The organism is Novipirellula artificiosorum (assembly GCF_007860135.1).
Classification (GTDB): Bacteria; Planctomycetota; Planctomycetia; order Pirellulales; family Pirellulaceae; genus Novipirellula_A; species Novipirellula_A artificiosorum.
The window spans coordinates 19823-45807 of record NZ_SJPV01000007.1 but is presented as its reverse complement, the minus strand read 5'-3'; the positions used below and the strand labels follow the sequence as shown (position 1 = coordinate 45807).

Sequence of the window (25985 nt, the reverse complement as noted above, 5' to 3'; positions counted from 1 at the left end):
GGCGACGCTTCTATACTGACTGCACATCAACCTCACGCCCTTCGAGGATTAAACAAGGGACTTAGTATTCTGACCACCTGCCCAGAATTTAAATCGTGGCAGCAGACACACGCGACTCACATCCCGCCCGACAGAGACAACGGGGCAAAGGATGGAGAGCTGATTTTTTAACAAATCAACTCGTATGTGTGTGTCGGCAGATGGCTCCTGTTGGAGCCGTTTGCATTGGTTCTCGATGGAGACAACCCTGTGAATCGAGTTCAACGATCAACCACGGAAAAAGATCACAATGATACCTTCGGGCGTCGTTGCTCGCTCCCTTTATTGGAAGCGATTGAACCAACGTATGCGGTATGTAGCCGCAACAAACAAGGAGGATTGACTATGGCACTCGCAGCCAACGGTCAAGGTTTTTGCAAGGTTATTCACACCGAGAATGGGCGAACGACAACTCGGCGGATTCACACGATGATGATACAAGCGACCGATGGTCGTTGCCATTATTTGTCGGGTGAGTCATTGCCGGATTCGATTTCGCTCTTTTCAGGGATTCCTTATCGCGGTGCGCACATTGCCGAAGTGCTGTTGAACCCTAAGAAAGCCCAAGCATCACCATTGATTCCCGAGTCTTCGGGCTGGTTGTCGAAACGTGATGTGTTTGTCGGAGTGCTAGGCGTGTTTATCTACGTGCTAACGATGTTGTTAGCCGAAGCAGCCGCCTCAGCACTGAGTTAGTTTCGCAAGTGATTACGCCGTCCGGCACGGCTTAGTCACTTGCACCATTGTGCCTCGGATCGGAATCGCTCGCGGGCGATCGATCCGAGGCGAACTAGCGACCGAGTTGCGGCAATCCCGTGACTCGTAGCGACGGACAGGTCTCGATCTGTTCGTTTTCAAACCCAGCACGTCGTTACCGATAGGAGTTCCGGCGTGCGCAATGAAAGGAGGTGTCATGGAGAAGCAAAGGCCAACCCATGAAATCCAAATTGGAAAGATACGAGCCGCTATCTGGGCGAACAAGTCAAAGGATCACGATTTGTGGTTCAACTTGACGCTCTCGCGGTTCTATCAAGAAGGTGGCAAATGGCAGAGCAGCCCGTCATTCGGACGTGATGATCTGCCAGTTGTAAACAAGGTGATCGACATGGCTTACGGCTGGATTCTACGTCGTGAGGCAAAGATTAACGCAGTAAAGAATGATTCTGCACAACAAGGAGGGGCAATCCGATGATGTTGATAATCACAGAAAAGCCGAAATTCGAGTATGGATATCTGTCAGTCACCCCCGGCGCAGCCGAGGAGATTGAACAAGTGGATGTCTTTGCAGCAATCCACCGTCATCTTGCCGGTGACTGGGGCGATTGTTGTAAAGAGGACTGGGAAGCCAATGAAGAAGCTTTGATAGTCGGATCGAGATTGTTCTCGGTCTATAAGGATCGCAAGGGAACGAAGTTTTGGATCATCACGGAAGCAGGCCGTCACGCCACGACAGTCCTGCTTCCGAGTGAATACTAAACTCGGTCTTGATCAAACCTCTTGATCTTTGTTCGGGAGGGAAGCGGTGGAACATTAGTTCTCCGCTTCTCGCCTGAGCTTTCTTTCAACCCGCGCACCACGCTTGCGACGCAGCGATCGCGACTCTTCAGAGGGTGCCATGAAATGATTTCGGATTGCAATAGGCAAATACCAACATCAAAGCACTGATGATTCGAGCGAAGTCAGATTCACCCCAAAATCGCGTTTCGGATCGCCGTTGCTGAGCAATCATAAAGACTTGGAGCAACCTTCGATGACTCACTCGTCTTGATCGTTGCTATTCCCTGTTCTATCGCAATCAAAACAAGGTGTTGCAAATGAGTATGCCGAATCAGTCAGGTCCGGCCAGGAAGCCCATTCATGAAATCAAACTTTCTCGGATCAGAGTTTCGATCTGGGAAAACGGTGGCGAGGGTCAAAGGACTTGGTACAGCGTCGCTGTTTCGCGTAGTTATCGTGACGGCGAAGTCTGGAAAGAAACCACCTCATTCAATCGTGATGACTTGCCGGTCGTAGCGAAAGCCGCCGAAATGGCTTACGCCTGGATCTGGTCACGAACGATTCAAACTCGCGAAGCCCAAGAGATCCGGGAGCAATACGATGCAAGATGACACCCAACCCGATCGAAAACCTCCCTACGCTACGCTTGGTGCCGGTGATCTGATTTCTCCTGTTTCCCGTGACGAAGGTTACGAATGCCGGTTCAGTGTACAGCGACGGGTTCCAGGCCATGGACGCACGCTTACTTTACGGCAAGAAGATCTCCAAGCATTCGCAAAGCTTTGCCATGCGCTGGCCCTCACGCTCGCGGACGCGGAGTGGATGGACAGTGAAGGACGCAAAGTGATGGGCAATTATGCCGAAAGTCTCGACCACGTCGTTCCTCCAGGAAGTGAGGTGGACAATGGCAGCTAAACCGCTACATGAAATCCGTCGTGGCCTTGTCGTCGTACGGATCTATCGTCGCCGTTCCAGGTCCACTTCATCGTTTTCACTATCAACCCTTCGGCTCTACCGAAACGGGAAAGATTGGAAGGAATCGCGTCGATTCGGTCATGACGACGTGCCGCTACTCCGCTTGGCACTGGATGAAGCCTACCGCTGGATCTTTGACAATAAGGAAACTGGGCGATGAACCGGCGAATCGACTTGAGTAAGGAAACATCCATTCCACTTTCTGAAGTTCCTCGTCACGTTCCAAAGCGACGAGGAAAGAAGGTTCATTATTCAACCGTCTATCGCTGGGCCACCAAAGGGACACGCGGGCGTAAGCTCGAAACCGTCATGAGTGGCGGAATTCGCTATACGACACTCGAATCGATCGAGCGGTTTTTGCACACCAGCATCGACCGCACGCCTGCCCTACCCGAGTCCGATCTAGCCGCCGTCCAAGCAGCACTCGATGCTGCTGGACTGTAATCTCTCTGCGCCGGCACCGGTAAAACTAAGTACCGCGAGCCGGCTTCCTACTTGGACGGAGAGATCAACACGGCCCATCAAGCAGTCGAGTTCGCCAAGATCGCAGCGATCAACACGCAGTCTTGATTTTGGATTCAAACTCAAATCACAACCACATCATAGCAACCATCCGTTTCCCCTGTTGGCCAGGTACCACAACGGCCTACCTCACGCTTTTTCAGGACAAGAAAGCACGAAGGACGGCGCGCGATCGGAACAAGTCTGTTTGGTTTAGACTTACCCGATTGCGGCACGCCGCCCTTGGTACCTCACGGCTGTACTGCTTACTACATCGCTGGGGGCGTGACGCCTGATTGGGATAGCTTTTGTAGGTACTTGTCTGGCTCTGCGGCAAGCTTCTTTGCACAACCGGCGCAACAGATGTAGACGGCTTTTCCTTTTACGTTGACCTTTAGTGGCACGCCCATCCCACCGAGCTTTTCATCCATCACCGGACAGGTTTTCTGGGCGGCTATCGCTGCGGCATCAGCGAGCGTTGATTTAAAAACGCCCGGTCGAACTTCTTCTCCTTCCGCAGAATAGAACTTCGTGAAGTATTGATCAGGTGATGCTTCTACCTTGCCGCTGCATCCGCCGCAGCAAACAAATAGTGACTTGCCGTTGACCATCACCTTGGGCGGTTGGCCCATCGAGCCGAGTGGTTTGCCGCTGATCGGACATACTCCTTGCAATGCAATGAGTTCTTCATCACTTAGGCCCGCACCGGTTGAACTTCCGATGACTTTTGACATCGAATGGAATGAGACTGGTTTAGCAGCGATATTGGTGATCTCAACATCCATGTGCAATGCTTGGTCGGTGACCTTGGAAAGATCGACGGCGACTCCGACCGCTTGATTTTTCAGAATCCGCATTTGGTAGGTATGCAGTTTTGGGTTGTTGCCGACTCGTAGCGAAACCGTACCTTCCACATCGGGTGGTGCGATTGGTTCTCCTTTCGAGTTCAGAATCATGAACATGATTCCTTTCGGAACAAGGACGGTTTCGATTCTCCGCGAGCCGACCATTTGAACCGTGCCACCATGTGGACCAACGCTCGTCTCGGGCGATTCCGTCATGGCGGTGTGATCGTGACTGGATTGGGCATGCTGCATCGCACCATGATCATGGTCAGCGTGCGACATCTGAGCGGAGGCGAGTGGGGAAAAGGAAAGAGTCGTGGTCGCGACAGCCGTTGCCGCGAGTAGGTTGCGCATCTTCATTGCGTTTCTCTGGGGTGAATGTAGGCCGGAATTCATTCCGACATAGCTGCAAGGCCACGCTCACGTTGAGCGAGGACGGACGGTTAGTGGGTTTAGGTGGGAAGCGGAAAGTATTCTGATTTACTTGTTGATTTTGGCGAGGTATTTGTCTGGATCAGCAAGAAGTTTGTCTTTACAGCCGTCGCAGCAAATCCATACCGTCTGTCCCTTCACTTCGACCTTTTCAGGCTCTCCCATCACCCCGAGCATTTCGCCGCTGACAGGGCAGAAGTGCTGTTTCATCGCTGATTCCCGATCCTCGGGCGGCAGGTCCGCGAGTGCCTCAGTCATCTTTTCCATGTCGGTCTTTGCAACGGCATCGTGCTGAGCGTGGTCGTGACCTTCATGCTCATGCTCGTCGTGATTCATTGAATCGTGATCGCCACTTTCATTCTCGATGGCTGACGGGCTCGCTGGTAGCGAATCTGACTCAGGTGAATTACAGCCATAAATGCCAGCCATAAGAATTAACGCAAGGGTGGTTGGAATTAAGAGTTTCATCTTCCTTTGGGGGTGTGCGAGTAGAACGGATTTTATTCCGTTGCAATTCTGTTTCGCGCCGAAATGAATTCCTGCGTACACCCCTTTAGATGGTCGCCGGCTCGGTTTCTTCACGGTTTTCGCGAAAAAGTGGAAAATCCGTGCCAATGGCATCGTTACTTGAATCTTTTTCTGGATAATTCCCGGTCTTTGGTGAAGAAAACCCACGCAGCGTTCATCAAAAAGGCAGCGTCTCAGTAATTGAATGATTTTGAAACAAGGCGATTGCCATGAAATGCACTGACGTTCGACAGCAATTGTCGGCCTACTACGATGGCGAACTGGATACTCCGGCAAACGAAGCCGTGAAGCAACATCTTGCCGAGTGTGAACAATGTGCGTCCGAACTAGCCAGTTTCGCTAGTCTGACGGAGGAGTTCGCACGCTCACCGAAATTGGAGGCACCCGCGTCCATATGGACGAACCTGTCCCAGCGGCTCGACGCCAGCTCGACGAAAGGTGCCAGCCTAGTTGAGGGTGAGTCGCTGGCTCCGCTCATCCAAACATCTTCGTTGCTTGCTCCCACCCAGCGGAACGGCTGGCTGGGACTGCGACATTTCGCAGTTGCGGCCGCGGTATTGATTCTACTCGGACTGGGCGTCATAGCGGCACGTCATTCGCGTGACTCGGATACAGGTCCCATGGCGGCAGTGCATGATCATGAGCACGAACATAGTGCTGAGTTCGCGATGACGATGGATCACTATTTGAAGACGCTTCCCAATGACCCCGATGCAGCGGAACGATTTCTCTTGAGCAAATACGAAGGGACGACGGTTCCCGCTGAGTCGGCTGTGCAATTAGTTGGCTATCGACCAGCGGTCGCCGGTGGACTACCGGACGGGTATTCACTGGCATCCACGAGCGTCTTGAAGATGCCATGTTGCACTTGTGTGAAGGCAGTCTGTAAGCGTAGCGACGGTTCAACGCTGGTTTTGTTCGAGCACGATGATGAGAAGACCGAGTGGTTTGGTGATCGCAAGACCAGTCAGACGGTATGTGGTGATACGGAGTGCTGCTTAGTGGATCTCGATTCGAGTATCGCAGCGACGTGGCGGCGTGGTTCGCGTAGCGTCACAGCCGTGGGCGTTCGCAATCAAGCCGAACTGGGTGAGTTAATCGATTGGCTTGAGAAGACCTGAAAACAGAAACGGAGAGGGGGAGTCAGGGAGACATATTATTCTCCCAGACTCCCTGTCTCCCAAACTCCCCTATCTCCCAGACTCTCTTTCTTCCAAACGCAAAGACGATATGAAAGACCTAATCAAACGACATCAACGGAAACTTTGGATCGCTCAGGCAGTCGCGTTTGCCGTGATCGGCTTTGCCATCGCTTGGTCATTACGTGGTCCGTCAACTCCTAGCGGTGATAGCACGACAGCCTCGACTGCGGCACCGACGGCTGACGCCGAGCCGGCGATTTGGACATGTTCAATGCACCCGCAAATTCGCCGCGATGGCCCTGGCGATTGCCCGATCTGTGGCATGGACTTAGTTCCGGTCAAGAAATCCGTTGGCGGAGTGCGGACGGTTTCCATCAGTTCGGATGTCAAGAAACTGATGAACGTGCAAACGGTCCCCGTCACTCGCAGGTACGTGACCGCAAACGTGCGAATGGTCGGAAAGATCGATTATGACGAAACCAGTCTAGCTCACATTACAGCTTGGGTATCCGGTCGTCTGGATCGCTTGTACGTCGACTACACCGGTGTGCGAGTCAACAAAGGCGACCACATGGCCTACATCTACAGCGAAGAACTCTACACGGCTCAAGAGGAATTGATCACTGCAGTTGAGTCCGATGTGAATCGTCCCACATCGCGGTTCATCGAATCGATCGATCTAGCGGAATCGGCTCGCGAGAAACTCCGATTGCTTGGGATCACGGAGAAGCAAATCCAGGAAATTGAGCAGCGGCGGAAACCCACCGATCATATCACGATCTACTCACCAGTCGGCGGTATCGTGATCGAGAAACTTCGTCAAGAAGGTGACCGAGTCCGGACTGGCGACCGCATCTATACGGTTGCGGACCTGACGAAATTGTGGGTCCAGATGGATGCTTACGAATCTGACTTGGCATGGCTCAGGTATGGCCAAGAAGTTGAGTTCACCACCGAAGCGTATCCCGGCGAAGTGTTTAAGGGGCGAGTTGCGTTTATCAATCCAGTGCTTAACGAGGCAACTCGAACGGTGAAGGTCCGTGTTAATGTGTCAAACGAAGATGGGCGTCTAAAACCAGAGATGTTCGTTCGTGCCATCGTTCGTTCAAAGATCGCTGCGGGTGGCCGAGTACTCGATGCGTCATTGGCTGGCAAATGGATCGGTCCGATGCATCCCGAAATCGTGAAGGATGAACCTGGTGATTGCCCGATCTGCGGTATGCCCTTAGTGAAAGCCGAAACACTCGGATACGTCACTGCGGAACCCAGCGACGCCGCAAAACCATTGGTGATCCCGGTCTCAGCGGCTTTGCTGACCGGCACGCGGGCGATCGTGTATCTGCAGATCCCTGATGCCGAGCAACCGACGTACGAAGGACGCGAAATCGTACTCGGTCCCCGTGCAGGCGACTACTACCTCGTGAAAGCAGGATTGGAAGAAGGCGATCTGGTTGTCACCAACGGCAACTTCAAGCTCGACAGTGCGTTACAGATTTCTGCCAAGCCTTCGATGATGACGCCCGAAGGTGGAGGCGGCGGTGGTCATGACCACGGAGGTGGCTCCAAAACGAGTGCAGGTGGTGAGGCGATGGCGGGACATTCGGGTATGTCCCTTCCCGCGAAACTGGAGGCTCAACTGCATCAAACCGTCGGCGCAGTGGACGCGATTGGTCAATCCATTGAAGAGGCAGACTTAGAAAGAATTCGTGAGGCATTTAAGAAGCTTGGGCTACAGGTCGCGGCGGTGGATGCCAATCCGCTTTCAAGTGACATGAAAGCCCAGTGGCGAGAGTTTGCGATGCTGTTAAACAACGATGCCGTGGAAGGTCAGGATATCCTTACGTTGCAGCCAGCGGATCGTATTTACCTTGTCACAAAACGTCATGCCGAGCGATTGACGAAGATGTTCGGTTTGGCTCATGCAGGACACGACATGGCAGAGATGCCGCTTGAGGTTCCGGTTGAGTTTCGTACAGAGCTAACTCGGTTATTACCGCCATATTTGGCGATCGGAGAAGCGTTGTCGAGTGACGATGCAAATGCTGCAATGGCTGCTGTCGATGGACTTCACAAAGCCGTTAGTTCCATCAATGCTGAATCACTGAAGGAAAAAGCGGCGGAACGTTGGACTGCTGAACGCAACAGTTTGTCAACGATCGCGGCGCGTCTCGCGAATGCGACCGATCTTGATTCATTGCGATCGGCCTTTGCGTTGCTTTCCGACGAGCTACTGACGTTACAACGATCCTTCGGGATCCAGTTTGATCAACCACTTTTCGAGTTGCATTGTCCGATGGCATTCGATGGTCGTGGTGCGAGTTGGGTTCAGACTGATGACAAAGTCCGAAATCCCTATTACGGCAAGTCGATGCTGAAATGCGCCGACAAAGTAGAGAAGCTATGAGCGTGGGAGGGAATGAGAGTAGGGGTCAGGAAAAGTCTCTGCTGTCTCCTTGTCTCCATACTCAACGCGACTTCCGAGCTAGCCATCGGCTCTCAACTTTTGACTCATATACTCTCAATTCATGACTGACACCACCGAAAACACAATCGCTCCCGACATTGAAGCGGGTCGTCGTACCATTCTCGGCGGCATCATCTGGTTCTGCATTCACAACAAGCTTGTCGTGACATTATTCGTTCTGGCGATCATGATGTGGGGGATCATGGTCGCGCCGTTCGATTGGCAAGTCGGTAGCCTGCCGCGTAATCCCGTTCCCGTCGATGCCATTCCCGACATCGGCGAAAACCAGCAAATCGTGTTCACCGAATGGATGGGGCGATCTCCGCAAGACGTCGAAGACCAAATTGGTTATCCGCTGACGGTCGCCTTGTTGGGTATCCCCGAAGTCAAGACGATTCGCAGCTACTCGATGTTCGGCTTCTCGACCATCTACATCATTTTTAACGAGAATGCCGAGTTTTACTGGTCACGATCTCGAGTGCTGGAGAAGCTCAACAGCCTTCCCGCCGGGACGTTGCCCGAAGGCGTCCAACCGGCGTTGGGTCCCGACGCAACGGCACTCGGTCAGATTCTGTGGTACACGCTCGAAGGACAAGACCCCGATGGCAATCCGACTGGCGGTTGGGATTTGGATGAACTTAGGACGACGCAAGATTGGTACGTTCGCTATTCGTTGACGTCCGCCGAAGGGATCAGCGAAGTTGCCTCGATCGGCGGATTTGTCCAAGAGTATCAAATCGATGTTGATCCCGATGCCATGCGTGCGGCCAAGGTTTCGTTGGAAGACGTCTTTCAGTCAGTGCGAATGACGAATGTTGACGTCGGAGCGAGGACGATCGAAATCAACAAGGCGGAATACGTGATTCGTGGTCTCGGTTTTATCGAGGCAGTCGAAGACATCGAGAAAACCGTTTTGAAAGTGACGGACAATGTGCCGATCACGATCGCGGATGTTGCCAACGTCTCGTTGGGGCCTGCGCTACGGCGTGGAGCGTTGGACAAGGCAGGTTCCGAGGCGGTCGGTGGAGTTGCCGTGGTCCGATATGGATTCAACCCGCTCGAAGCGATCAAGAACGTCAAAGAGAAAATCTTAGAGATTTCTCCAGGTCTGCCGACCAAGGTACTGATTGACTACACACAAACCACGCCATCGCAGGTCATGGCTTACGCAAAGACACACAACCTGACGCCGCCTGAGGGAACCGAGCCGGATCACGATGTGTGGGTCAGCCATCTTCGTTCGACACCTCGCAGTGATTGGCCGACTTGGATTACGACAAGTCAAATTCGAGTCGTGCCGTTTTACGACCGTACCGGCATCATCTATGAAACACTCGGAACCCTGAACACTGCGTTAACCGAAGAAATCCTCGTCACGATTATCGTGATTTTGGTGATGGTGTTGCACCTTCGCAGTTCGTTCTTAATCAGCGTCTTGTTGCCGCTTGCCGTCTTGATGTGTTTCATCGCGATGAAGACATTCGGCGTCGACGCCAACATCGTCGCTCTTTCAGGCATCGCGATCGCCATTGGGACCATGGTGGACATGGGGATCATTCTGACGGAAAATATATTGAAACATTTGGACGAGGCGGATCCGAACGAGCCTCGCAGCCACGTGATCTTTCGAGCGTCCAACGAAGTGGCCAGTGCTGTATTGACGGCCGTCTCTACGACTGTGGTCAGCTTCCTGCCTGTGTTCACGATGATCGCAGCCGAAGGGAAGTTGTTTCGACCGCTCGCTTTCACCAAGACATTCGCGCTGATCGCCTCAGTCATCGTTGCACTGACGATCATTCCGCCTGCGGCTCATGTTCTGATGGGCCGACCGCTGAAACGCGGAGCACTGCGGCGATACCTCATGATTTCTCTGGTCGCAGCAGGAATTTTGATCGCCTTTCTTGTTTCTTGGTGGGCAGGTGCAATTATCGCCGGTCTTGGTTTGTACCAATTGCTTGAGGGATTCATCCCCGAGAAATATCGCAAATATGGGCCTTACGCGGCGAGTGCGGTCGCAGTGGTTGTGGTAGGAGTGTTACTAACCGATCACTGGTTGCCTCTTGGACCACAGAAAGGATTGGCACGCAATCTGATGTTTGTTGGCCTACTGATCGGAGGGCTACTTGGCTTCTTTACGTTCTTCCAGCGTATCCTTTACGAACCTCTTCTCCGCTGGTGCTTGAATCATAAAATTGCATTTCTAACTCTCCCTACTCTGATCGTCCTGTTTGGAGCAAGTGCGTGGCAAGGATTTGACAAAGTCTTTTCGTTCATTCCTAAATCCGCGTCCCTTATTGGAGTTTCGGAAACAGCGATTCGCGACAGTCAACCCTGGGTCGCTGCAACCGATGTCCTGCCGGGCTTAGGCAAAGAGTTCATGCCGCCATTGGATGAAGGTTCGTTCCTATACATGCCGACGACGATGCCACATGCGTCGATCGGTGAAGCGATGGATGTGTTGCAACTGCAAAACAAATTCCTCATTTCGATACCGGAAGTTGATTCCGTGGTGGGCAAGATTGGTCGTGCCGAAAGTCCCCTGGACCCCGCTCCGATCTCCATGATCGAGACGTTTATCTCGTACAAATCCGAGTATAAAACGGACAAGGATGGCAACCGTTTGAAATTCCGGTACGACGATGCAGCGAACGAGTACGTTCGAGATGCGAAGGGCGAACTGATCGAAGATTCCGACGGCAGGCCATTTCGCCAGTGGCGTGATGAAATCAAATCACCTAACGACATTTGGGAGAAGATTACCGAGGCAGCGGACATTCCCGGTACAACATCGGCCCCGAAACTGCAACCGATCGCGGCTCGAATCGTAATGTTGCAGAGTGGAATGCGGGCTCCGATGGGAATGAAAGTCAAAGGACCTGACCTGGAAACGATCGAACGAGTTGCACTGCAAATTGAGGGCTTGTTGAAGCAAGTTCCAACGGTCCAGGCGTCGGCGGTGATTGCCGACCGGATCGTCGGCAAGCCCTACTTGGAAATCGATATCGACCGTGATGCGATCAAGCGATATGGCTTGCACATTCGGACGGTTCAGGATGTGATCGAAGTCGCGATTGGTGGTCGACGAATCACGACGACGGTGGAAGGACGTGAACGTTACCCCGTGCGTGTGAGATACGCGAGAGAACTGCGAGACGATGCAGAATCCCTCGAACGAATCCTCGTTCCCACGGCAATGGGCCAGCAGATTCCGTTGGAGCAGCTTGCGGAGATACGTTATTTGCGCGGTCCACAAGTAATCAAGAGCGAGGACACGTCCCTGCTTGGCTACGTCCTGTTCGACATGAAGGCCGGCAATGCGGAAGTCGATGTGGTCGAGGACGCCCAAGCGTTTCTTCAAGAGAAGATCGACAGTGGTGAGTTGGTGCTGCCGGCGGGTGTGAGTTATACGTTCGCAGGCAACTACGAGAACCAAATACGTTCACAAAAGACATTGATGGTCGTTCTCCCCTTGGCCCTCGGGATCATCTTTTTGATCCTCTATTTCCAATTCAAGTCCGTCATCACGACATCGCTTGTATTTAGTGGCATCATGATCGCGTGGGCAGGCGGATTCATCATGCTCTGGCTTTACGGCACAACATGGTTCTTAGATTTTGATTTTCTTGGAACAAACATGCGGACGTTATTCCAAGTCCACACGATCAACCTCAGTGTTGCTGTTTGGGTTGGTTTCTTAGCCTTGTTTGGAATCGCCAGTGATGACGGAGTGGTCATTGCGTCTTACTTGGACGAGAGTTTCCGCAAGGACCGCATTGCTAACGCTAAACACGCACGCGAAGCAACCGTCACGGCAGGCATGCGTCGTGTCCGACCGTGTTTAATGACCACCGCCACGACACTATTAGCACTCATCCCGGTGTTAACCTCAACCGGTCGGGGCAGCGACATCATGGTGCCAATGGCCATCCCCAGTTTCGGCGGCATGACAATCGAGATCATGACGATGCTGGTTGTGCCAGTGCTTTATTGTGCTGCCATGGAATGGAAACTACGGCTAGGTATTGACGATCCGAGGTTCGCGGAGGATGCTTGATGAAGTGAAGTGGGGAGTAAAGGAGTGGGGAGCTATGTGAAAGTTCCCATTCTCCCTATTTACGATATCGGCCTTGCGGGTGGGCTGTTCTCAACCTAACCTATACTCATACTCACGACGCCAGAACAATTAAAAAAACCGGACTGCACTTCCGAATGTTTCGTCTGCTTTTCGTATCGTTTATCGCACTTCGTGTGATCGCCTGCCCAGTCTGCTGTGCGGGTGGCGATGCGCAGGTGGCGAGCGTCGAAGCTGCGGTCACGGATTGCGATTGTTGTTGCTCAAAGAGTCAAAGCAATCCGTGTGGCGATGGCGAACCGTCCCCCCCGGAGTCGCCTTGTCCGTGTGAATCCGGCTGTGAATGCCAGGTCGCACCAGAGATGAACCATCGGCTGATCGTGGACGTTCAGTGGATGATGGATGTTACGCCTCTTTGTTTGGACACGGTTGGTCTACCCGAAGCTTTTGTGGATCGGTTCGAGGAACAGCCTCACCGTCTCGATTTGCTCACTGGTCGATCGGTGCGTCTTGCGCACGCTTCTCTTTTGCTCTAGGCCGCTGCTGGCCTCCGCTCGCTAACCAGCGAACTGCGTTGACGTTACCAGTTTTGGTTCGTCGCTGCGCTTTTTGATTTGATTTGACTCGACTGGTTTGCCTGCATCCACGGTTCGTGCTCGGAAAACGCAACGGTTGCGTTTCCGGCTTGTCCAATCCATTGCCAGCAGGAGTTTTTCCATGAGTCATTCCATTGTTGATGCGCCGAAACAGCACCCAAAGCGACATCCGGCTGAGCCGTACGTCACTGTTCGCCACGTCCAGACAGCCGAAGCTGAAACGGGCAAGAAATCAAAACAACGCGGACCGCTCCGGCGTGGGTTATCCCTTGTGCTGGGCAGCATTGGGCCGACATTGGTCCTGATTGGTTTCGCTGCCGTGTTCTATTACGGACATCACAACGACTGGCGAATCCCAAAATTTGCGGCGTTGACGGGAACGGTCGAGCCGGTCGTCACCGATTGGTGCGAAGAACACAGCGTGCCTGAATCGATTTGCGTACAGTGTGATCCGACGTTGATGCCGAAAGGTCCTGACTATGGTTGGTGCGAGGTTCACGGCGTGCATAACTGCACTTTGGAACACCCCGACGTCGCCCAGTTGAAAGAGACGCCTTCGATTTTGACGAGCGATCTGGAACGAGCGATGCGAGCCTTGGAAATTGCGCCTCGGAAAGAAAACAATAGTGCTTGCAAGGTTTACCAAACGCGGATTCAATTCGCTTCGATCGAGTCGGTGCGTCAGGCTGGTGTTGACGTGGAATTGGTGCAGCGGGCTCCTATCACCGAAGCGATCACCGGCAGTGGGGAAATTGTCTATGACCCCACCCGTCAAGCCAGTTTGGCGTCACGCTTGCCGGGAACCGTTTGGTTGGTGACCAAGAATGTGGGCGATCCCGTTGTCAAGGGTGAAGTACTGGCCGTGATCGATGCTGCGGCAGTCGGCGAACTGAAGACAACGCTACTGAGAGCACTTGCCGAACGCAAGTTGCAACAGCAGAACGTTTCGCGATTGAGTGATGCTCGCGGGGCAATTGCTGGATCGCGGATCTTGGATGCCGAGGCGGCACTGGCGAAAGCGCAAGCCGATGTGCTGGCCGCTGACCAGTCGCTACGAAATCTTGGCTTGCCGGTCGATGTCAACTCGTTACAGGGGCTCAGCGAGCAACAGGTGCTGGATCAACTGCGTTTGATTGGTATTCCAGACGCGATTCGCAGGCAACTTAATTCGCAATCGATAACGTCAAATCTGTTGCCGGTTCGCTCGCCGATTGAAGGTGTCGTTGTTGAGCGTAGCGTGGCACCCGGTGAGGTCGTCGATCCGGCACGGATTCTGTTTCAGGTAGCCGATGTTCGCCAAATGTGGATGACATTGAACGTGCCGCTGGAAAACATGAGCCAACTCGCTATCGGTCAGCCCGTTCATTTTCACGCCGACGGAAGTCGGATGCCGGTGGTCGGAAAACTTGATTGGATCAGCACGTCGGCGGATCGGATGACGCGAATGGTTCAGGTCCGGGCCGTATTGGATAACGCTGATGGACGCCTCCGCAACGAAACCTTCGGTACGGGCGAGATCATTTTGCGAAGCGAAGCCAACGCAATCGTGATTCCGACTGGGGCATCGCATTGGGAAGGCTGCTGCCAAGTCGTCTTTGTTCGTGACAAGAACTATTTCGACAGCCCGGAAAGCTACAAGGTGTTCCATGTTCGTAGCGTTCGCCTGGGGGTGACTAACGGAGGCGTTACGGAGGTCATCTCCGGAGTTTTGCCCGGCGAAGTGATCGCGACTGACGGCAGCGACGTGCTGCGGGCGCAACTCCTCAAGAACAACCTAGGCGCAGGCTGTGACTGCGTCGCTGAATAAAGGAATGCACGGATGCTTAATTGGCTCATTGATTTTTCACTCAAGCACCGCGCGCTGGTGATCCTGGCCGCGTTGCTGTTCGCGATCATCGGTGGTTTCTCGTTACTGCAACTTGACATTGATGCGTTTCCGGACACCACGCCGGTTCAAATCCAGATTAACACCGTCGCGCCCTCACTCGCTTCGGAAGAAATCGAACGACAGATCACGTTTCCGGTCGAGCAAGCGATCAGCGGATTGCCGGGACTGAACGAACTACGCTCGATTTCCAAGTTCGGATTGTCGCAGGTCGTCGTGATCTTTGACGACGGAATTGACATCTACTTTGCCAGGCAACTGATCAACGAACGGTTGTCGACCGTCGAATTACCTGACGGAATTCAGCGGCCACAAATGGGACCGGTCTCCACTGGGTTGGGCGAGGTGTTTCATTATGTTCTCGTCTACGACGGCGTCGACTTTTCGACGGCCTCCAAACAAGAACGCGTCAAGCGGATGACCGAATTGCGAACGATCCATGATTGGGTGGTCAAACCACAATTGCGATCGGTTCGCGGCGTCGCGGAGGTCAACAGTTGGGGTGGCTATGAAAAGCAATATCAAGTAAGGCTCGATCCGGATAATCTTTTCAAATATGGCCTAACGTTCGAGGAAGTATCCAATGCCATTACCTCGAACAACGAAAATGTTGGTGGAGGGACGGTGACCGATGGAAGCGAGATGTTGCTCGTTCATGGCGTGGGTCGAACCGTCAATCTCCAAGAGATCAGCAATATCGTGATCACGGCAGTCAACGGCGTTCCCGTTCGAGTAAGCGACGTGGCCACTGTGGAGATCGGACACGAGATTCGGCGGGGTGCGGTGACGGCGAACGGCCGTGGCGAGGCTGTGCTCGGTTTAGGCTTCATGTTGATGGGCGAAAACAGCCACGATGTGACTTGGTCGATCAAAGAAAAGATCGCCAGCATCCAAGAAACGTTGCCTGCGGGCGTCAAGATTCAAACCGTCTACGACCGCACGGAACTGATCGACCACGTCATCCACACCGTCCAAAAAAACCTCTTCGAGGGTGGTTTACTGGTGATCGCGGTGCTGTTCATCTTCCTGGGCAATCTGCGAGCGGGCTTGATCGTTGCGATGGCGATCCCGCTCTCGATGCTGTTCGCATTCTCGGGCATGTTGAAGTTCGGCATTGCGGCCAGCCTACTAAGTCTTGGGGCGATCGACTTTGGATTGGTCGTCGACAGCTCGGTGGTGATGATCGAGAACTGCGTCCGGCACTTGGCCCACAACAACCAAGGCAAGAGTCGGCTCGAAATCATTCGCGATGCGGCGGTTGAAGTTCGCAAGCCGACCATGTTTGGTGAACTAATCATTATGATCGTGTACTTGCCGATCTTGTCACTCGAAGGGGTGGAGGGAAAACTATTTCGTCCAATGGCGTTAACGGTCATCATGGCACTGGCCGGTTCAATGGTACTTTCACTCACCTTGATGCCGGTATTGGCCAGTCTGTTTCTGCCAAAAAACGTTCAAGAGAAAGAGCCGCTGCTGATCCGAGTCCTCAAACGACTCTACTCGCCAGTGCTGCGATTCACGATGCATCACAAGGCGTTTGTCATCGGCTCGGCACTGCTATTGTTGGTCAGTGTCTTTGGACTTGTGGCCCCGAATCTTGGTAGTGAATTCGTGCCGCGTCTGTCCGAAGGTGCAATCACGATTAACGTGGTAAGACTGGCTGGGACGACGTTGGAAGAGTCCATTCGGTACAACACAAAGATGGAGCAAGTGCTACTGGAAAAGTTCCCCGATGAGATTTTTCAAGTGTGGAGCCGAATGGGCACGGCAGAGGTTGCAACCGATCCCATGGGAACGGAACTCACGGATCTATTCGTCACCTTGCATCCCCGTGAAGAATGGACGCGCGCCGAGACTCAGGAAGAACTGACCATTGCCATTCAGGAGGAATTACGAGATTTGCCGGGACCGCGATTGGCGATGTCGCAGCCGATCGAGATGCGGATGAACGAGATGATCTCGGGCGTTCGTTCCGATGTCGCGGCGATTCTCTACGGCGACGATTTGGACATAATGGTAGAAAAGGCCAGCGAGATCGAACGGGTACTCGATTCCATTCCTGGTTCTGAGGATGTCAAGGTCGAACAAGTCTCCGGTCAACCGCTGTTGGAAATTCGCGTCAAGCAAGATGAAATCGCACGCTACGGGATTCCCGCCAGCACGATCATGAATCTGGTTCGTTCATTGGGCACCCACAATGTCGGGGAGGTTTACGAAGGCCAATTGCGTTTTCCGCTGATCATTCGTCTGCCAGAGAAGGCGAGAGCGAATCCCGAAGCGATCAAGCAAATCTTGGTCGCCACGCCGTCGGGGCAACGCATTCCGCTGTCGCGATTGGCAACCATTGAAAAGGTCGAAGGCCCCAACACGATCAAACGCGATTGGTATCAGCGACGAATCACGATTGAGTCGAACGTTCGGGGACGCGACCTGGGCAGCTTCGTCGCTGAAGCCCAACGCGTCATTGCCGAGAAGGTTCAGTTGCCACCGGGCCGATACCGGGTCGAATGGGGCGGCCAGTTTGAAAACCTCGAACGTGCCCAATTGCGTTTGATGATCGTGGTGCCGATCGCGTTGGTGATGATCCTGGCATTGCTTTACATGACCTACCGCAACTGGATTGATTCATTTCGAGTCTTTACCGGCGTTCCATTTGCTTGGATCGGCGGAATCCTAGCCCTTTGGATTCGTGACATGCCGTTCTCAATTTCGGCGGCGGTCGGTTTCATTGCCTTGTCCGGTGTCGCAGTCCTCGACGACATGCTACTCGTATCGACGATTCGGCAATTGCGCCGGCTCGGGCGATCGCTTGATGAAGCAGTTGAGGAAGCCGCGATGACACGGTTACGTCCGATCCTAATGACAACGCTGGTAGCCAGTCTTGGCTTCGTCCCAATGGCGTTTAGTACGGGCATGGGTGCGGAGGTCCAACGGCCACTCGCGACAGTCGTGATTGGTGGTGTTTGTAGCGCGATGGTGATGAGCTTGCTCGTACTTCGAGTGCTCTATGTTGTTTTCAACATGCCCGTAGAGAAGTTTGATGGAGATGGAGGCGATGATGATGGTCATCATTGTCACCCTAATGAACCGACCGATCCCGAGGTCGAGCAGGAAATTGAGTCAGGGCATCTGCCCGATCGCAAGCGACTGCCCAAACCTGTGACGGTTTAGTTTTCACCCTTTGATTCGGCATTGCCGAAGGAGCTTTGAGATGACGATGAAAATGAGTAGGAATTTAGTGATGCGTTCGACCACGTTTTTAACATTGGTCGGCACACTGGTGTTGGCCGGATGTAGCAAAAGCGAGACCGCATCGGATGGGAGCGGCGAACCGGTCGCAGCCACCAACGTGGATCACAGTCATGGTGGATGGTGGTGTGTCGAGCACGGCGTGCCGGAGGAAGAGTGTGCGTTGTGTGACAAGTCTTTAGTGTCAAAGTTCAAGGATGCCGGCGACTGGTGTGATGAGCACGGTCGCCCCGAATCGCAATGTTTCATTTGTAGCCCCAAACGATTCGATAAGTTTGCTGCCACTTACGAAGCCAAGACGGGGCACAAGCCCCCACAGCCAGAATAGGCGTGTCGCCTATTGGATCGTGGTGGCTGGGGGCATAGCGGGCGCGCTTTGCCCTCCTGCGAGAACGCTCGCCCTCAGCCATTTTTTCAACTTACCGTTTCACCCGCCACTCCACTGAAGATCCTCGTCTGACGCCATTGCATTCCGAGTGGATCGCCCGTTCATCAAGGAAAAGTACGAAGTCGACCGCTATCCCATGCTGCTGGTGTTCAGTCGAGGACGAGAGGTCAAACGCATGATCAGTGTGCAGTTTAAGCGGAAACTCATCGAAGCCATGCGAACAGCCGAACCGAACAATCATTGGGACGTGAAAATGGTACAACCGAAGGAAAACAGGGACAATCAATCCAAGACAGTTCGTGGCGATACGGACGAACGTGGAACTTGGTAGGTGCCGGACTCTTTAGATAGACCTAAGCGAATCACGAAGCAAGATACTGGGTACATGAATAAATCTACAAAACCACCGATGGAACTTCGCATTCAGGGCATGGATTGTGTCGAAGAAGTCGCGCTGTTGAAACGTGAGCTAGTCCCTCTCCTGGGCAGCGACGAACGACTCAGCTTTGACTTGCTAAACGGAAAATTGTCCGTCGATCTTTCGCAGACCGAGATCACTTCCGGCGAAGTATTCGCGGCAATTGGGCGGACGGGGTTGAAAGCGGAGGTTTGGAATGATAGGCAAGACGATCCCGTTAATCAATCATTTTGGAAACGTCACCAGCGAGCGACACTCACGACCGTAAGCGGAATGCTGGGACTAGCAGGTTTGGTTGTGCAATCTCTTTGGCCCACGTCGGGTGAATTGGTTCCTCCCGTTGCAATCGGTTGCTATCTCGCGGGAATCCTCGCAGGTTTGATTCTTGTACTGCCCAAAGCTTGGAGATCGATCGTCTCGCTACGGCCAGACATGAACTTGTTGATGTCCGTTGCGGTGCTTGGTGCGATCGGGATTGGTGAATGGTTCGAGGCCGTGACGGTCGCCTTCCTATTCTCGCTCTCGTTACTTTTGGAATCTTGGAGTATCGGTCGGGCACGGCGTGCAATTGCCTCGTTAATGGACTTATCACCGCCTATTGCTCACTTGCGTGATGAGTCCGGCGAAGTCCGAAACGCACCGCCAGCCGACGTTGGAGTGGGCTCTGTTTTGATCGTTCGACCAGGCGAAAAAATGCCGTTGGACGGGCGAGTGATTAAAGGAGCGAGTAGCGTCGATCAAGCACCCATCACGGGCGAGAGCGTCCCCGTCGAAAAAGAGATTGGGGACGAGGTTTATGCGGGAACGATCAACGGCGATGGATTGTTAGAGATTGAAAGTACAAAAACGGCCAACGATACCACGCTTGCTCACATCATCAAGATGGTGGGCGATGCCAATTCCAAACGTGCTCCGTCCGAAAAATGGGTCGAGAAGTTCGCAGCCATCTACACTCCGGTCGTGATGGGACTGGCGATACTCATGTTTCTTGTTCCGCCAATTGTACTGGGTGGCGAGTGGTCGGATTGGTTGTATCGGTCTTTGGTGCTGTTGGTGATCGCTTGCCCCTGCGCATTAGTCATCTCGACGCCCGTCAGCGTCGTCGCCGCACTCGCCGCCGCTGCTCGCAACGGCGTATTGATCAAGGGTGGCGTGTTCATCGAATCGCCAGCCCGATTGAAAGCGATCGCGATGGACAAGACCGGCACACTGACCCAAGGAGCACCAGCGGTCATGGATGTTGTTCCGATGAACGGTCACGACGAATCCGAGTTGTTATCGCGGGCCGCCGCACTGGAACTCAATAGCAACCATCCGCTAGCCCGAGCCATCGTCGATGAAGCAAAACAGCGTGGCATGAATGTCCAACCCACCGAGAATTTTGAAACGATTCAAGGCAAGGGAGCGTCCGGTAGCATTGGTGGCAAAACTTTCTGGCTCGGCTCCCATCGGTATTTAGAACAACGAGGTCAGGAAACGCCGGAGATTCACAAGCAGCTCGAAGCGATGCAAGCAGCGGGTCGTACTGTCGTCGTCATTGGAAATGATCAGCATGTTTGCGGATTCATCACTCTCGCCGACGCGATACGCAAAGAATCTCGTGAAGTGGTGAATCAGCTTCACGCAGCCGGTATCGAACACATTGTCATGTTGACGGGTGACAACGAAGGGACGGCGAAGGCCATCGCCAACGAAGCTGGTATCGATGAGGTCCGTGCGGAACTTCTACCCGAAGACAAAGTTGCAGAAGTAGAAACGCTTGTGCGAAGATACGAACACGTCGCCATGATAGGCGATGGCGTTAACGATGCGCCTGCACTTGCCCGCGCGTCGCTCGGCCTCGCAATGGGGGCCGCCGGGAGCGATGCCGCGATCGAGACCGCTGACATTGCGTTGATGTCAGATGACTTATCGAAAGTCCCTTGGCTGATTCATCACTCACGACGAACCCTCCGCATCATCCGTCAAAATATCGTCTTCTCACTCGGTATCAAGCTTGTGTTCGTTGCGCTCACGATTGCGGGATACGCATCGCTCTGGGCAGCCATCGCCGCCGACATGGGAGCGTCAATGTTGGTGATCGCAAATGGATTGCGGCTGCTTCGCAACAATTAGCAATTTGCCTCAACGGTGCTCGCATATGAACACAATCCAATTCTCGAAAACACTAATGATTCCTACCACCGTTCGCATCGTCAATGCACGAAAACAAAGTTGAGGCAAATCATGCGCGGACGTGAAAGCGGTATGCCCGACGTTACCCAATGGGAATCGTATTTCGATGCTAATGAGATCGTTCGCAAACTGAGCGATCCTGATCAACGCAAAAGGTGCGTGGAATTCGGATGTGGATATGGCACCTTTACACGGGCAGCCGCCTCGCTTGTTGATGTGAAGCAGATAGCGTCGTTTGATATTGATGATGAAATGATTAGAACGACGCGCATGCGACTTTCTGACCGAACCTCGGCTGACGTATCATTGGCCCGACGCGATTTCTTAGCGGACGGCTGCGGACTACCGGATGGTTGGGCCGATTGGGCAATGCTCTTCAATCTGTTGCATATCGAGTCTCCTTTGGTTTTGCTTACCGAAGCACATCGCGTGATTCGACCCGGCGGCACATTGGCGATCATCCATTGGCGCGACGACATTGCTACGCCAAGAGGCCCGTCCATCAATATCCGTCCATCGCTCATGCAGTGCCAAGCATGGGCTGAGCAGGTTGGATTTCAACTTGTTTCCATACCTGTATTGGAACGCAGTCCCTGGCATTGGGGTTTGCGGATGACGCGAACGATTGCCGAGGGTCGGAGACATTACAAGGAGTCTCGTGTTTGAACAGTCTGAACAGTCTGTCTGGCAGCTTTCCCTATTGCCGATCGATTGATGGGTCTATATGCTCAACTGCATGAATCGATTCGTTTCACTACTACTAATTCCACTGTTCGTGCTGGGGCAAGTTTTGCCTCATTCGCATGCAGGGAGCGGTGTGGTTGAACCGGACGATCATTCGGCGCGACCTCACGTTCACCTCTCTCATTCCCATCACGAACATGGTGACGGTCATGAACATGGGCATGAACACGATACAGTCGTCAGTTCACTAGACGGTTTTACGGCAACGCCTCATTCTGCCAACCATGATCATGATGCTGTTTACTTTGCAGCGTCGACTGTTTTTGCCAGCCGAGCGGTTGTGGCAACGCAATTCGAATGGTCGACGATGCTGGATTTGCCTCTGCCTTCTACGTTGGCCATTGGTGAACTGCGTAGTTGTTCGCGGATAAGCGATCCGCCCGATCGGTGCTCGCCTATACCGATCTATCTTCTCGTCGCTTCTTTACGCTTATAGCGGCCACGTTGGAATTTATTCCGGCTTTCTTGCGTGTTTAACGCTGCTCGATGCCCCGTTGTTGGATCTCGTGAATGATCCTGCGCGCACGGAATTCGAGCGATTCCTTCAGTTAAATGATCGTTTTCTGCTGCCCTCATGCTATGGCAGAAAATCCACGGCTGCTGGAACCCACCGCTACACATTCGTCCAACATCATCAAAACAAGCAAAATATGAAGTCTCGATTGAAAAGCCTCATTGGCCCAGTTGTCGTTGTCCTTGCTATTGCCGCAATGTGGCTATTTCGCGATCGATTGTTCAGTCAATCCAATGAGCCCACTGCAACAGCGTCCACCAAAACAACGGACGGTGCCCCCGAAAAGCAGACCATCTTGGAAATCAGTGCTCAGGCACGGAAAAACCTTGGATTGGTAGCCAAAGCGGTTCGCCCGCAATCGTATTGGCGAACCATTTTGATTCCAGGTGAGATCGCTGATCGTCCAGGCCTTTCGGATCGTGGCGTGACTTCACCAGCGGTTGGCATCGTGACGCAGATCCATGCATTCCCCGGCGATACGATGCGACCTGGCGAACCACTGTTCACTCTTCGGCTGTTCAGCGAATACCTTCAAAACACTCAGTCCGAACTGTTTCAAGCAACTCGAGAAGTCGAACTCGTTCAACAGCAAATCGCCCGCCTTGCGGATGCAACTCGGAGTGGTGCAGTGGCCGAGAGTCGACTGATTGAGCTTCGTAATCAACTGGCCCGACAGACGACGTTGATTCAAGCACATCAGCAAGACTTATTGACTCGCGGGCTTAGTCCTCAGCAAGTCCAACAAGTCGCTGGCGGCAACTTCGTCTCCACAATCGAAGTGACTGCTCCACCGGCGTTACCGCAGCAAGCATGGCTGGAAAGCCCGCGAGGAAACTCCGTACAGCAAGCGAGCTTTACCGAGTCCGCCGATGCTGGCTCTGAAGTCGGTATTGCCTACGAGGTTCAAGAGTTGAGCGTTGAGCTTGGGCAACAAGTTCAAGCGGGACAATTGCTGGGCAAATTATCCAACCACGGAGCCCTTTACATTGTTGGTCACGCATTCAAACGCGAGGCACCCTACTTGGAAAAGGTTGCACAGGAGCAACGATCGATTGACGTTGAATTCGCTGAAGATGTGAACGAGCACTGGCCAGATCTTGAGCAACCGCTTCATCTGCGGCACATGGCGAACTCTATCGACTCAGCGAGTCGTACGTTCGACTTTTTCATCCCATTGATCAATCAAAGTCGTTCGTATGAGCAAAACGGTGAGACCTTTCTTGTCTGGCGGTTTCGACCAGGCCAGAGGACGAGGTTACACGTTCCGGTTGAACTGTATGAGGACGTGTTGGTACTCCCTGCCGAGGCGGTCGTTCACGAAGGGCCAGAGTCCTATGTGTTTCGCCAAAATGGAGACTTGTTCAAACGGTTGCCGGTTCATGTGTTGTACGAAGATCGTCAATCAGTCGTGATTCACAACGATGGCAGCATACCGGTGGCTAGCTATTTAGCACAGAGTGGAGCCGCATCGTTGAACCGAGTGTTGAAAGCTCAATCCGCCAGCGGTCAACAGCCAGGCGTTCATGTCCACGCCGATGGAACAAGTCATGCTGCGCATTAGTCGTAGAACGGAAGTTATTCCGTTACTCAACACGATCATTCACAATACCGACGCGTCGGAATACGTTTCAACCTATCACAAGGTATCGGAATAAATTCCGATCTACATATGCTTAACTCTATCATTAGACTATCGCTCCGCTACCGATCGTTGGTTGTTGTGGTCAGCCTTCTTTTGCTGGTCTACGGCAGCTATCTGGCCACGGAACTTCCTATTGATGTTTTTCCTGACCTCGATCGACCACGAGTCGTCTTAATTACCGAGTGTCCTGGGTTAGCAACCGAGGAAGTGGAAACACTTGTCACACAGCCGATTGAAATTGCACTGCTTGGCGCGAACGGAGTGCAAGCGGTTCGTAGTCAGACGACTGCCGGCTTGAATGTCATCTATATCGAGTTCGATTGGAAAACGGAGATTCGTGCCGCGAGACAAACCGTTCAGGAGCGATTGGCGGCACTCGAAGGAATCCTGCCAGCAGACATCCGGCCCCAGATGACACCGCCCGCTTCGATCATGGGACAGATCGTTGTCGCGGGGATTTATCGTCAAAGGGGTCCGACAGGTGGCCAATTGGCTCCGATTGACAAGACTCAAATGATGGCCGAGCTGGTTTTCGACAAGAGTGAAAATGGACGAGTGCTGGCGTGGAAAGTTGTCGACCGACATGCCCCTGAGACCTGGCAAAGCGTGGTTGTCGACGATGTTCATTGGAGTGACGGCGATCCACCCGCTTCAGCCAACTCCATTGTGGATTCGGCACACGCGACGCTGATCATCGCTGGCGCCGACTACTCCACGACGTTCTTTTCCTCCGATCGCCAACACCGTGAACTGAGAACGGTCACCGATTGGGTCATTCGGCCTCGACTACTGAAGACAACCGGCATTGCAGAAGTCTTTATGCAAGGTGGCGATCGGAAACAATATCAAATTCTGATCAACCCCACCGCACTTCTTGAATACAACGTCACTCTGCAAGACGTCGAGCGAGCGCTCCGTGAAAGTAACATCAATACCAGCGGTGGTTTTGCCGTCACAGGTGAAACCGAGCGCCCAATTCGCATTCTCGGGCGGCTCGGACCGGACGCTCGCGTGGTCCTCGACGATCTTAGAAAGATACCCGTTCGCAACCATCCTCGCCGGCCAGTGTTACTGGACCAGGTCGCTCGTGTCACCGAAGGATCACAGTTCAAGCGCGGCGACGGCAGCGTCAATGGTCGGATGGGGATCGTCTTCACGGTCGTCAAACAACCGCATGTGGATACACGAGATCTGACCGATCGAGTCGTTGAAGCTTTCACGGAAGTCGAATCGTCACTTCCCGCGGATGTCGTCGTCAATGCGGAACTATTCCAGCTTAGAAATTTCATTGATCGGGGGATCTTCAATGTTGCCGAGGCGATCGCAATCGGAGCAGTATTGGTGGTCATCGTTCTGTTTCTGTTTTTACTGAATTTTCGCACGACGTTTATCACCTTGACTGCGATTCCGCTCTCGTTGGTGCTAACCACAATCGTTTTTCGGTTGATCGGCTGGATGACCGGCAGCGAGCTTTCGATCAACGTGATGACGCTTGGAGGCATTGCGGTCGCAATGGGTGAGTTGGTGGATGACGCGATTGTGGACGTCGAGAACATTTTTCGACGACTACAAGAGAACAACAAATTGCCGATTAATGATTTGCGATCGAAGATTGGGGAAGAAGACAATCCAAATTCGAACATTAAGACTCGAAAATCCTCGCTCGCCGTCGTTTACGACGCGAGCCTTGAGATTCGCAGTTCAATTCTGTTCGGAACGGGCGTTGTCATCTTGGCGTTCCTACCTTTGTTTGCGTTGTCGGGAGTCGAAGGTCGGTTGTTTTCACCACTCGGTCTGGCTTACATCGTTTCAATTCTTGCGTCTTTCCTGGTTTCGATGACCGTGACCCCCGTGCTCTCGTACTACTTGCTACCTCAAT

The 25985-nt window shown here is 53.2% G+C and carries 20 protein-coding genes; 18 read left to right on the top strand and 2 right to left on the bottom strand.

The genetic code is table 11. The features are described from left to right. Positions 1 to 384: 384 nt before the first annotated feature. The 7 genes from Poly41_RS18995 (at position 385) to Poly41_RS18965 (ending at position 2955) form a co-directional block, all read left to right on the top strand. A complete protein-coding gene (locus Poly41_RS18995; RefSeq protein WP_146528319.1) occupies positions 385 to 735 on the top strand; it encodes a hypothetical protein in 351 nt (116 codons plus the stop codon). A 217-nt stretch (positions 736 to 952) separates the two neighbouring features. Continuing rightward, the gene (locus Poly41_RS18990) at positions 953 to 1231 is read left to right on the top strand and encodes a hypothetical protein (protein WP_197231443.1); all 279 of its coding nucleotides are present in this window, start codon (positions 953 to 955) and stop codon (positions 1229 to 1231) included. Continuing rightward, the gene (locus Poly41_RS18985; protein WP_197231442.1) at positions 1228 to 1515 is read left to right on the top strand and encodes a hypothetical protein; all 288 of its coding nucleotides are present in this window, start codon (positions 1228 to 1230) and stop codon (positions 1513 to 1515) included. The genes Poly41_RS18990 and Poly41_RS18985 overlap by 4 nt, the downstream gene beginning before the upstream one ends. 338 nt (positions 1516 to 1853) lie before the next feature. Further along, entirely contained in the window at positions 1854 to 2147 is a 294-nt protein-coding gene (locus Poly41_RS18980) for a hypothetical protein (RefSeq protein WP_197231441.1), read from the top strand. Then, positions 2137 to 2451, top strand: a complete 315-nt coding sequence (locus tag Poly41_RS18975) for a hypothetical protein (RefSeq protein ID WP_146528318.1) — start codon at positions 2137 to 2139, stop codon at positions 2449 to 2451. Before Poly41_RS18980 ends, Poly41_RS18975 begins: the two co-directional genes overlap by 11 nt. Continuing rightward, positions 2441 to 2671, top strand: coding sequence for a hypothetical protein (locus Poly41_RS18970; protein WP_146528317.1), 231 nt, complete (start codon positions 2441 to 2443; stop codon positions 2669 to 2671). The genes Poly41_RS18975 and Poly41_RS18970 overlap by 11 nt, the downstream gene beginning before the upstream one ends. Further along, positions 2668 to 2955 carry a DUF1580 domain-containing protein gene (locus Poly41_RS18965; protein WP_146528316.1) on the top strand — a complete coding sequence of 96 codons (288 nt, stop codon included), beginning with the start codon at positions 2668 to 2670 and terminating at the stop codon, positions 2953 to 2955. Before Poly41_RS18970 ends, Poly41_RS18965 begins: the two co-directional genes overlap by 4 nt. A 326-nt stretch (positions 2956 to 3281) precedes the next feature. Here the strand turns inward: Poly41_RS18965 and Poly41_RS18960 are convergent, their stop codons facing one another. Beyond that, complete coding sequence (locus Poly41_RS18960) at positions 3282 to 4217, bottom strand: hypothetical protein (protein ID WP_146528315.1); 936 nt, start codon at positions 4215 to 4217, stop codon at positions 3282 to 3284. Between the two features lie 120 nt (positions 4218 to 4337). Next, a complete protein-coding gene (locus Poly41_RS18955; protein ID WP_231615777.1) occupies positions 4338 to 4964 on the bottom strand; it encodes a hypothetical protein in 627 nt (208 codons plus the stop codon). A 62-nt stretch (positions 4965 to 5026) separates the two neighbouring features. Between Poly41_RS18955 and Poly41_RS18950 the strand changes: the two genes are divergently transcribed. The 11 genes from Poly41_RS18950 to Poly41_RS18890 form a co-directional block, all read left to right on the top strand. Further along, positions 5027 to 5938 (top strand): anti-sigma factor family protein, encoded by a 912-nt coding sequence (locus Poly41_RS18950; protein WP_146528313.1) that lies wholly within the window; start codon positions 5027 to 5029, stop codon positions 5936 to 5938. Between the two features lie 109 nt (positions 5939 to 6047). Next, positions 6048 to 8363, top strand: a complete 2316-nt coding sequence (locus Poly41_RS18945; RefSeq protein WP_146528312.1) for an efflux RND transporter periplasmic adaptor subunit — start codon at positions 6048 to 6050, stop codon at positions 8361 to 8363. Positions 8364 to 8484: 121 nt separating this feature from the next. Beyond that, positions 8485 to 12477: an efflux RND transporter permease subunit gene (locus Poly41_RS18940; protein WP_146528311.1), complete on the top strand. Its 3993-nt coding sequence runs from the start codon at positions 8485 to 8487 to the stop codon at positions 12475 to 12477. A 735-nt stretch (positions 12478 to 13212) separates the two neighbouring features. After that, a complete protein-coding gene (locus tag Poly41_RS18930; RefSeq protein ID WP_146528309.1) occupies positions 13213 to 14898 on the top strand; it encodes an efflux RND transporter periplasmic adaptor subunit in 1686 nt (561 codons plus the stop codon). Positions 14899 to 14910: 12 nt separating this feature from the next. Beyond that, on the top strand, positions 14911 to 18147 hold the full coding sequence (locus Poly41_RS18925; protein ID WP_146528308.1) for an efflux RND transporter permease subunit: 3237 nt from the start codon (positions 14911 to 14913) through the stop codon (positions 18145 to 18147). Positions 18148 to 18199: 52 nt separating this feature from the next. Continuing rightward, positions 18200 to 18553 (top strand): RND transporter, encoded by a 354-nt coding sequence (locus Poly41_RS18920; RefSeq protein WP_146528575.1) that lies wholly within the window; start codon positions 18200 to 18202, stop codon positions 18551 to 18553. 148 nt (positions 18554 to 18701) lie between these two features. Continuing rightward, on the top strand, positions 18702 to 18944 hold the full coding sequence (locus Poly41_RS18915) for a hypothetical protein (RefSeq protein WP_146528307.1): 243 nt from the start codon (positions 18702 to 18704) through the stop codon (positions 18942 to 18944). Between the two features lie 54 nt (positions 18945 to 18998). After that, a complete protein-coding gene (locus tag Poly41_RS18910; protein ID WP_231615775.1) occupies positions 18999 to 21146 on the top strand; it encodes a heavy metal translocating P-type ATPase in 2148 nt (715 codons plus the stop codon). A gap of 111 nt (positions 21147 to 21257) precedes the next feature. Continuing rightward, on the top strand, positions 21258 to 21872 hold the full coding sequence (locus Poly41_RS18905) for a class I SAM-dependent methyltransferase (RefSeq protein ID WP_146528306.1): 615 nt from the start codon (positions 21258 to 21260) through the stop codon (positions 21870 to 21872). Between the two features lie 740 nt (positions 21873 to 22612). After that, the gene (locus Poly41_RS18895) at positions 22613 to 24025 is read left to right on the top strand and encodes an efflux RND transporter periplasmic adaptor subunit (RefSeq protein ID WP_231615774.1); all 1413 of its coding nucleotides are present in this window, start codon (positions 22613 to 22615) and stop codon (positions 24023 to 24025) included. A gap of 108 nt (positions 24026 to 24133) precedes the next feature. Continuing rightward, a partial coding sequence (locus Poly41_RS18890) for an efflux RND transporter permease subunit (RefSeq protein ID WP_146528573.1) occupies positions 24134 to 25985 on the top strand: 1852 nt, incomplete at its 3' end.

Coding starts and splice junctions, on each gene's coding strand:
- Poly41_RS18995 (WP_146528319.1), top strand. CDS start 385: ATGGCACTCGCAGCCAACGGTCAAGGTTTTTGCAAGGTTATTCACACC.
- Poly41_RS18990 (WP_197231443.1), top strand. CDS start 953: ATGGAGAAGCAAAGGCCAACCCATGAAATCCAAATTGGAAAGATACGA.
- Poly41_RS18985 (WP_197231442.1), top strand. CDS start 1,228: ATGATGTTGATAATCACAGAAAAGCCGAAATTCGAGTATGGATATCTG.
- Poly41_RS18980 (WP_197231441.1), top strand. CDS start 1,854: ATGAGTATGCCGAATCAGTCAGGTCCGGCCAGGAAGCCCATTCATGAA.
- Poly41_RS18975 (WP_146528318.1), top strand. CDS start 2,137: ATGCAAGATGACACCCAACCCGATCGAAAACCTCCCTACGCTACGCTT.
- Poly41_RS18970 (WP_146528317.1), top strand. CDS start 2,441: ATGGCAGCTAAACCGCTACATGAAATCCGTCGTGGCCTTGTCGTCGTA.
- Poly41_RS18965 (WP_146528316.1), top strand. CDS start 2,668: ATGAACCGGCGAATCGACTTGAGTAAGGAAACATCCATTCCACTTTCT.
- Poly41_RS18960 (WP_146528315.1), bottom strand. CDS start 4,217: ATGAAGATGCGCAACCTACTCGCGGCAACGGCTGTCGCGACCACGACT.
- Poly41_RS18950 (WP_146528313.1), top strand. CDS start 5,027: ATGAAATGCACTGACGTTCGACAGCAATTGTCGGCCTACTACGATGGC.
- Poly41_RS18945 (WP_146528312.1), top strand. CDS start 6,048: ATGAAAGACCTAATCAAACGACATCAACGGAAACTTTGGATCGCTCAG.
- Poly41_RS18940 (WP_146528311.1), top strand. CDS start 8,485: ATGACTGACACCACCGAAAACACAATCGCTCCCGACATTGAAGCGGGT.
- Poly41_RS18930 (WP_146528309.1), top strand. CDS start 13,213: ATGAGTCATTCCATTGTTGATGCGCCGAAACAGCACCCAAAGCGACAT.
- Poly41_RS18925 (WP_146528308.1), top strand. CDS start 14,911: ATGCTTAATTGGCTCATTGATTTTTCACTCAAGCACCGCGCGCTGGTG.
- Poly41_RS18920 (WP_146528575.1), top strand. CDS start 18,200: ATGAGTAGGAATTTAGTGATGCGTTCGACCACGTTTTTAACATTGGTC.
- Poly41_RS18910 (WP_231615775.1), top strand. CDS start 18,999: ATGAATAAATCTACAAAACCACCGATGGAACTTCGCATTCAGGGCATG.
- Poly41_RS18905 (WP_146528306.1), top strand. CDS start 21,258: ATGCGCGGACGTGAAAGCGGTATGCCCGACGTTACCCAATGGGAATCG.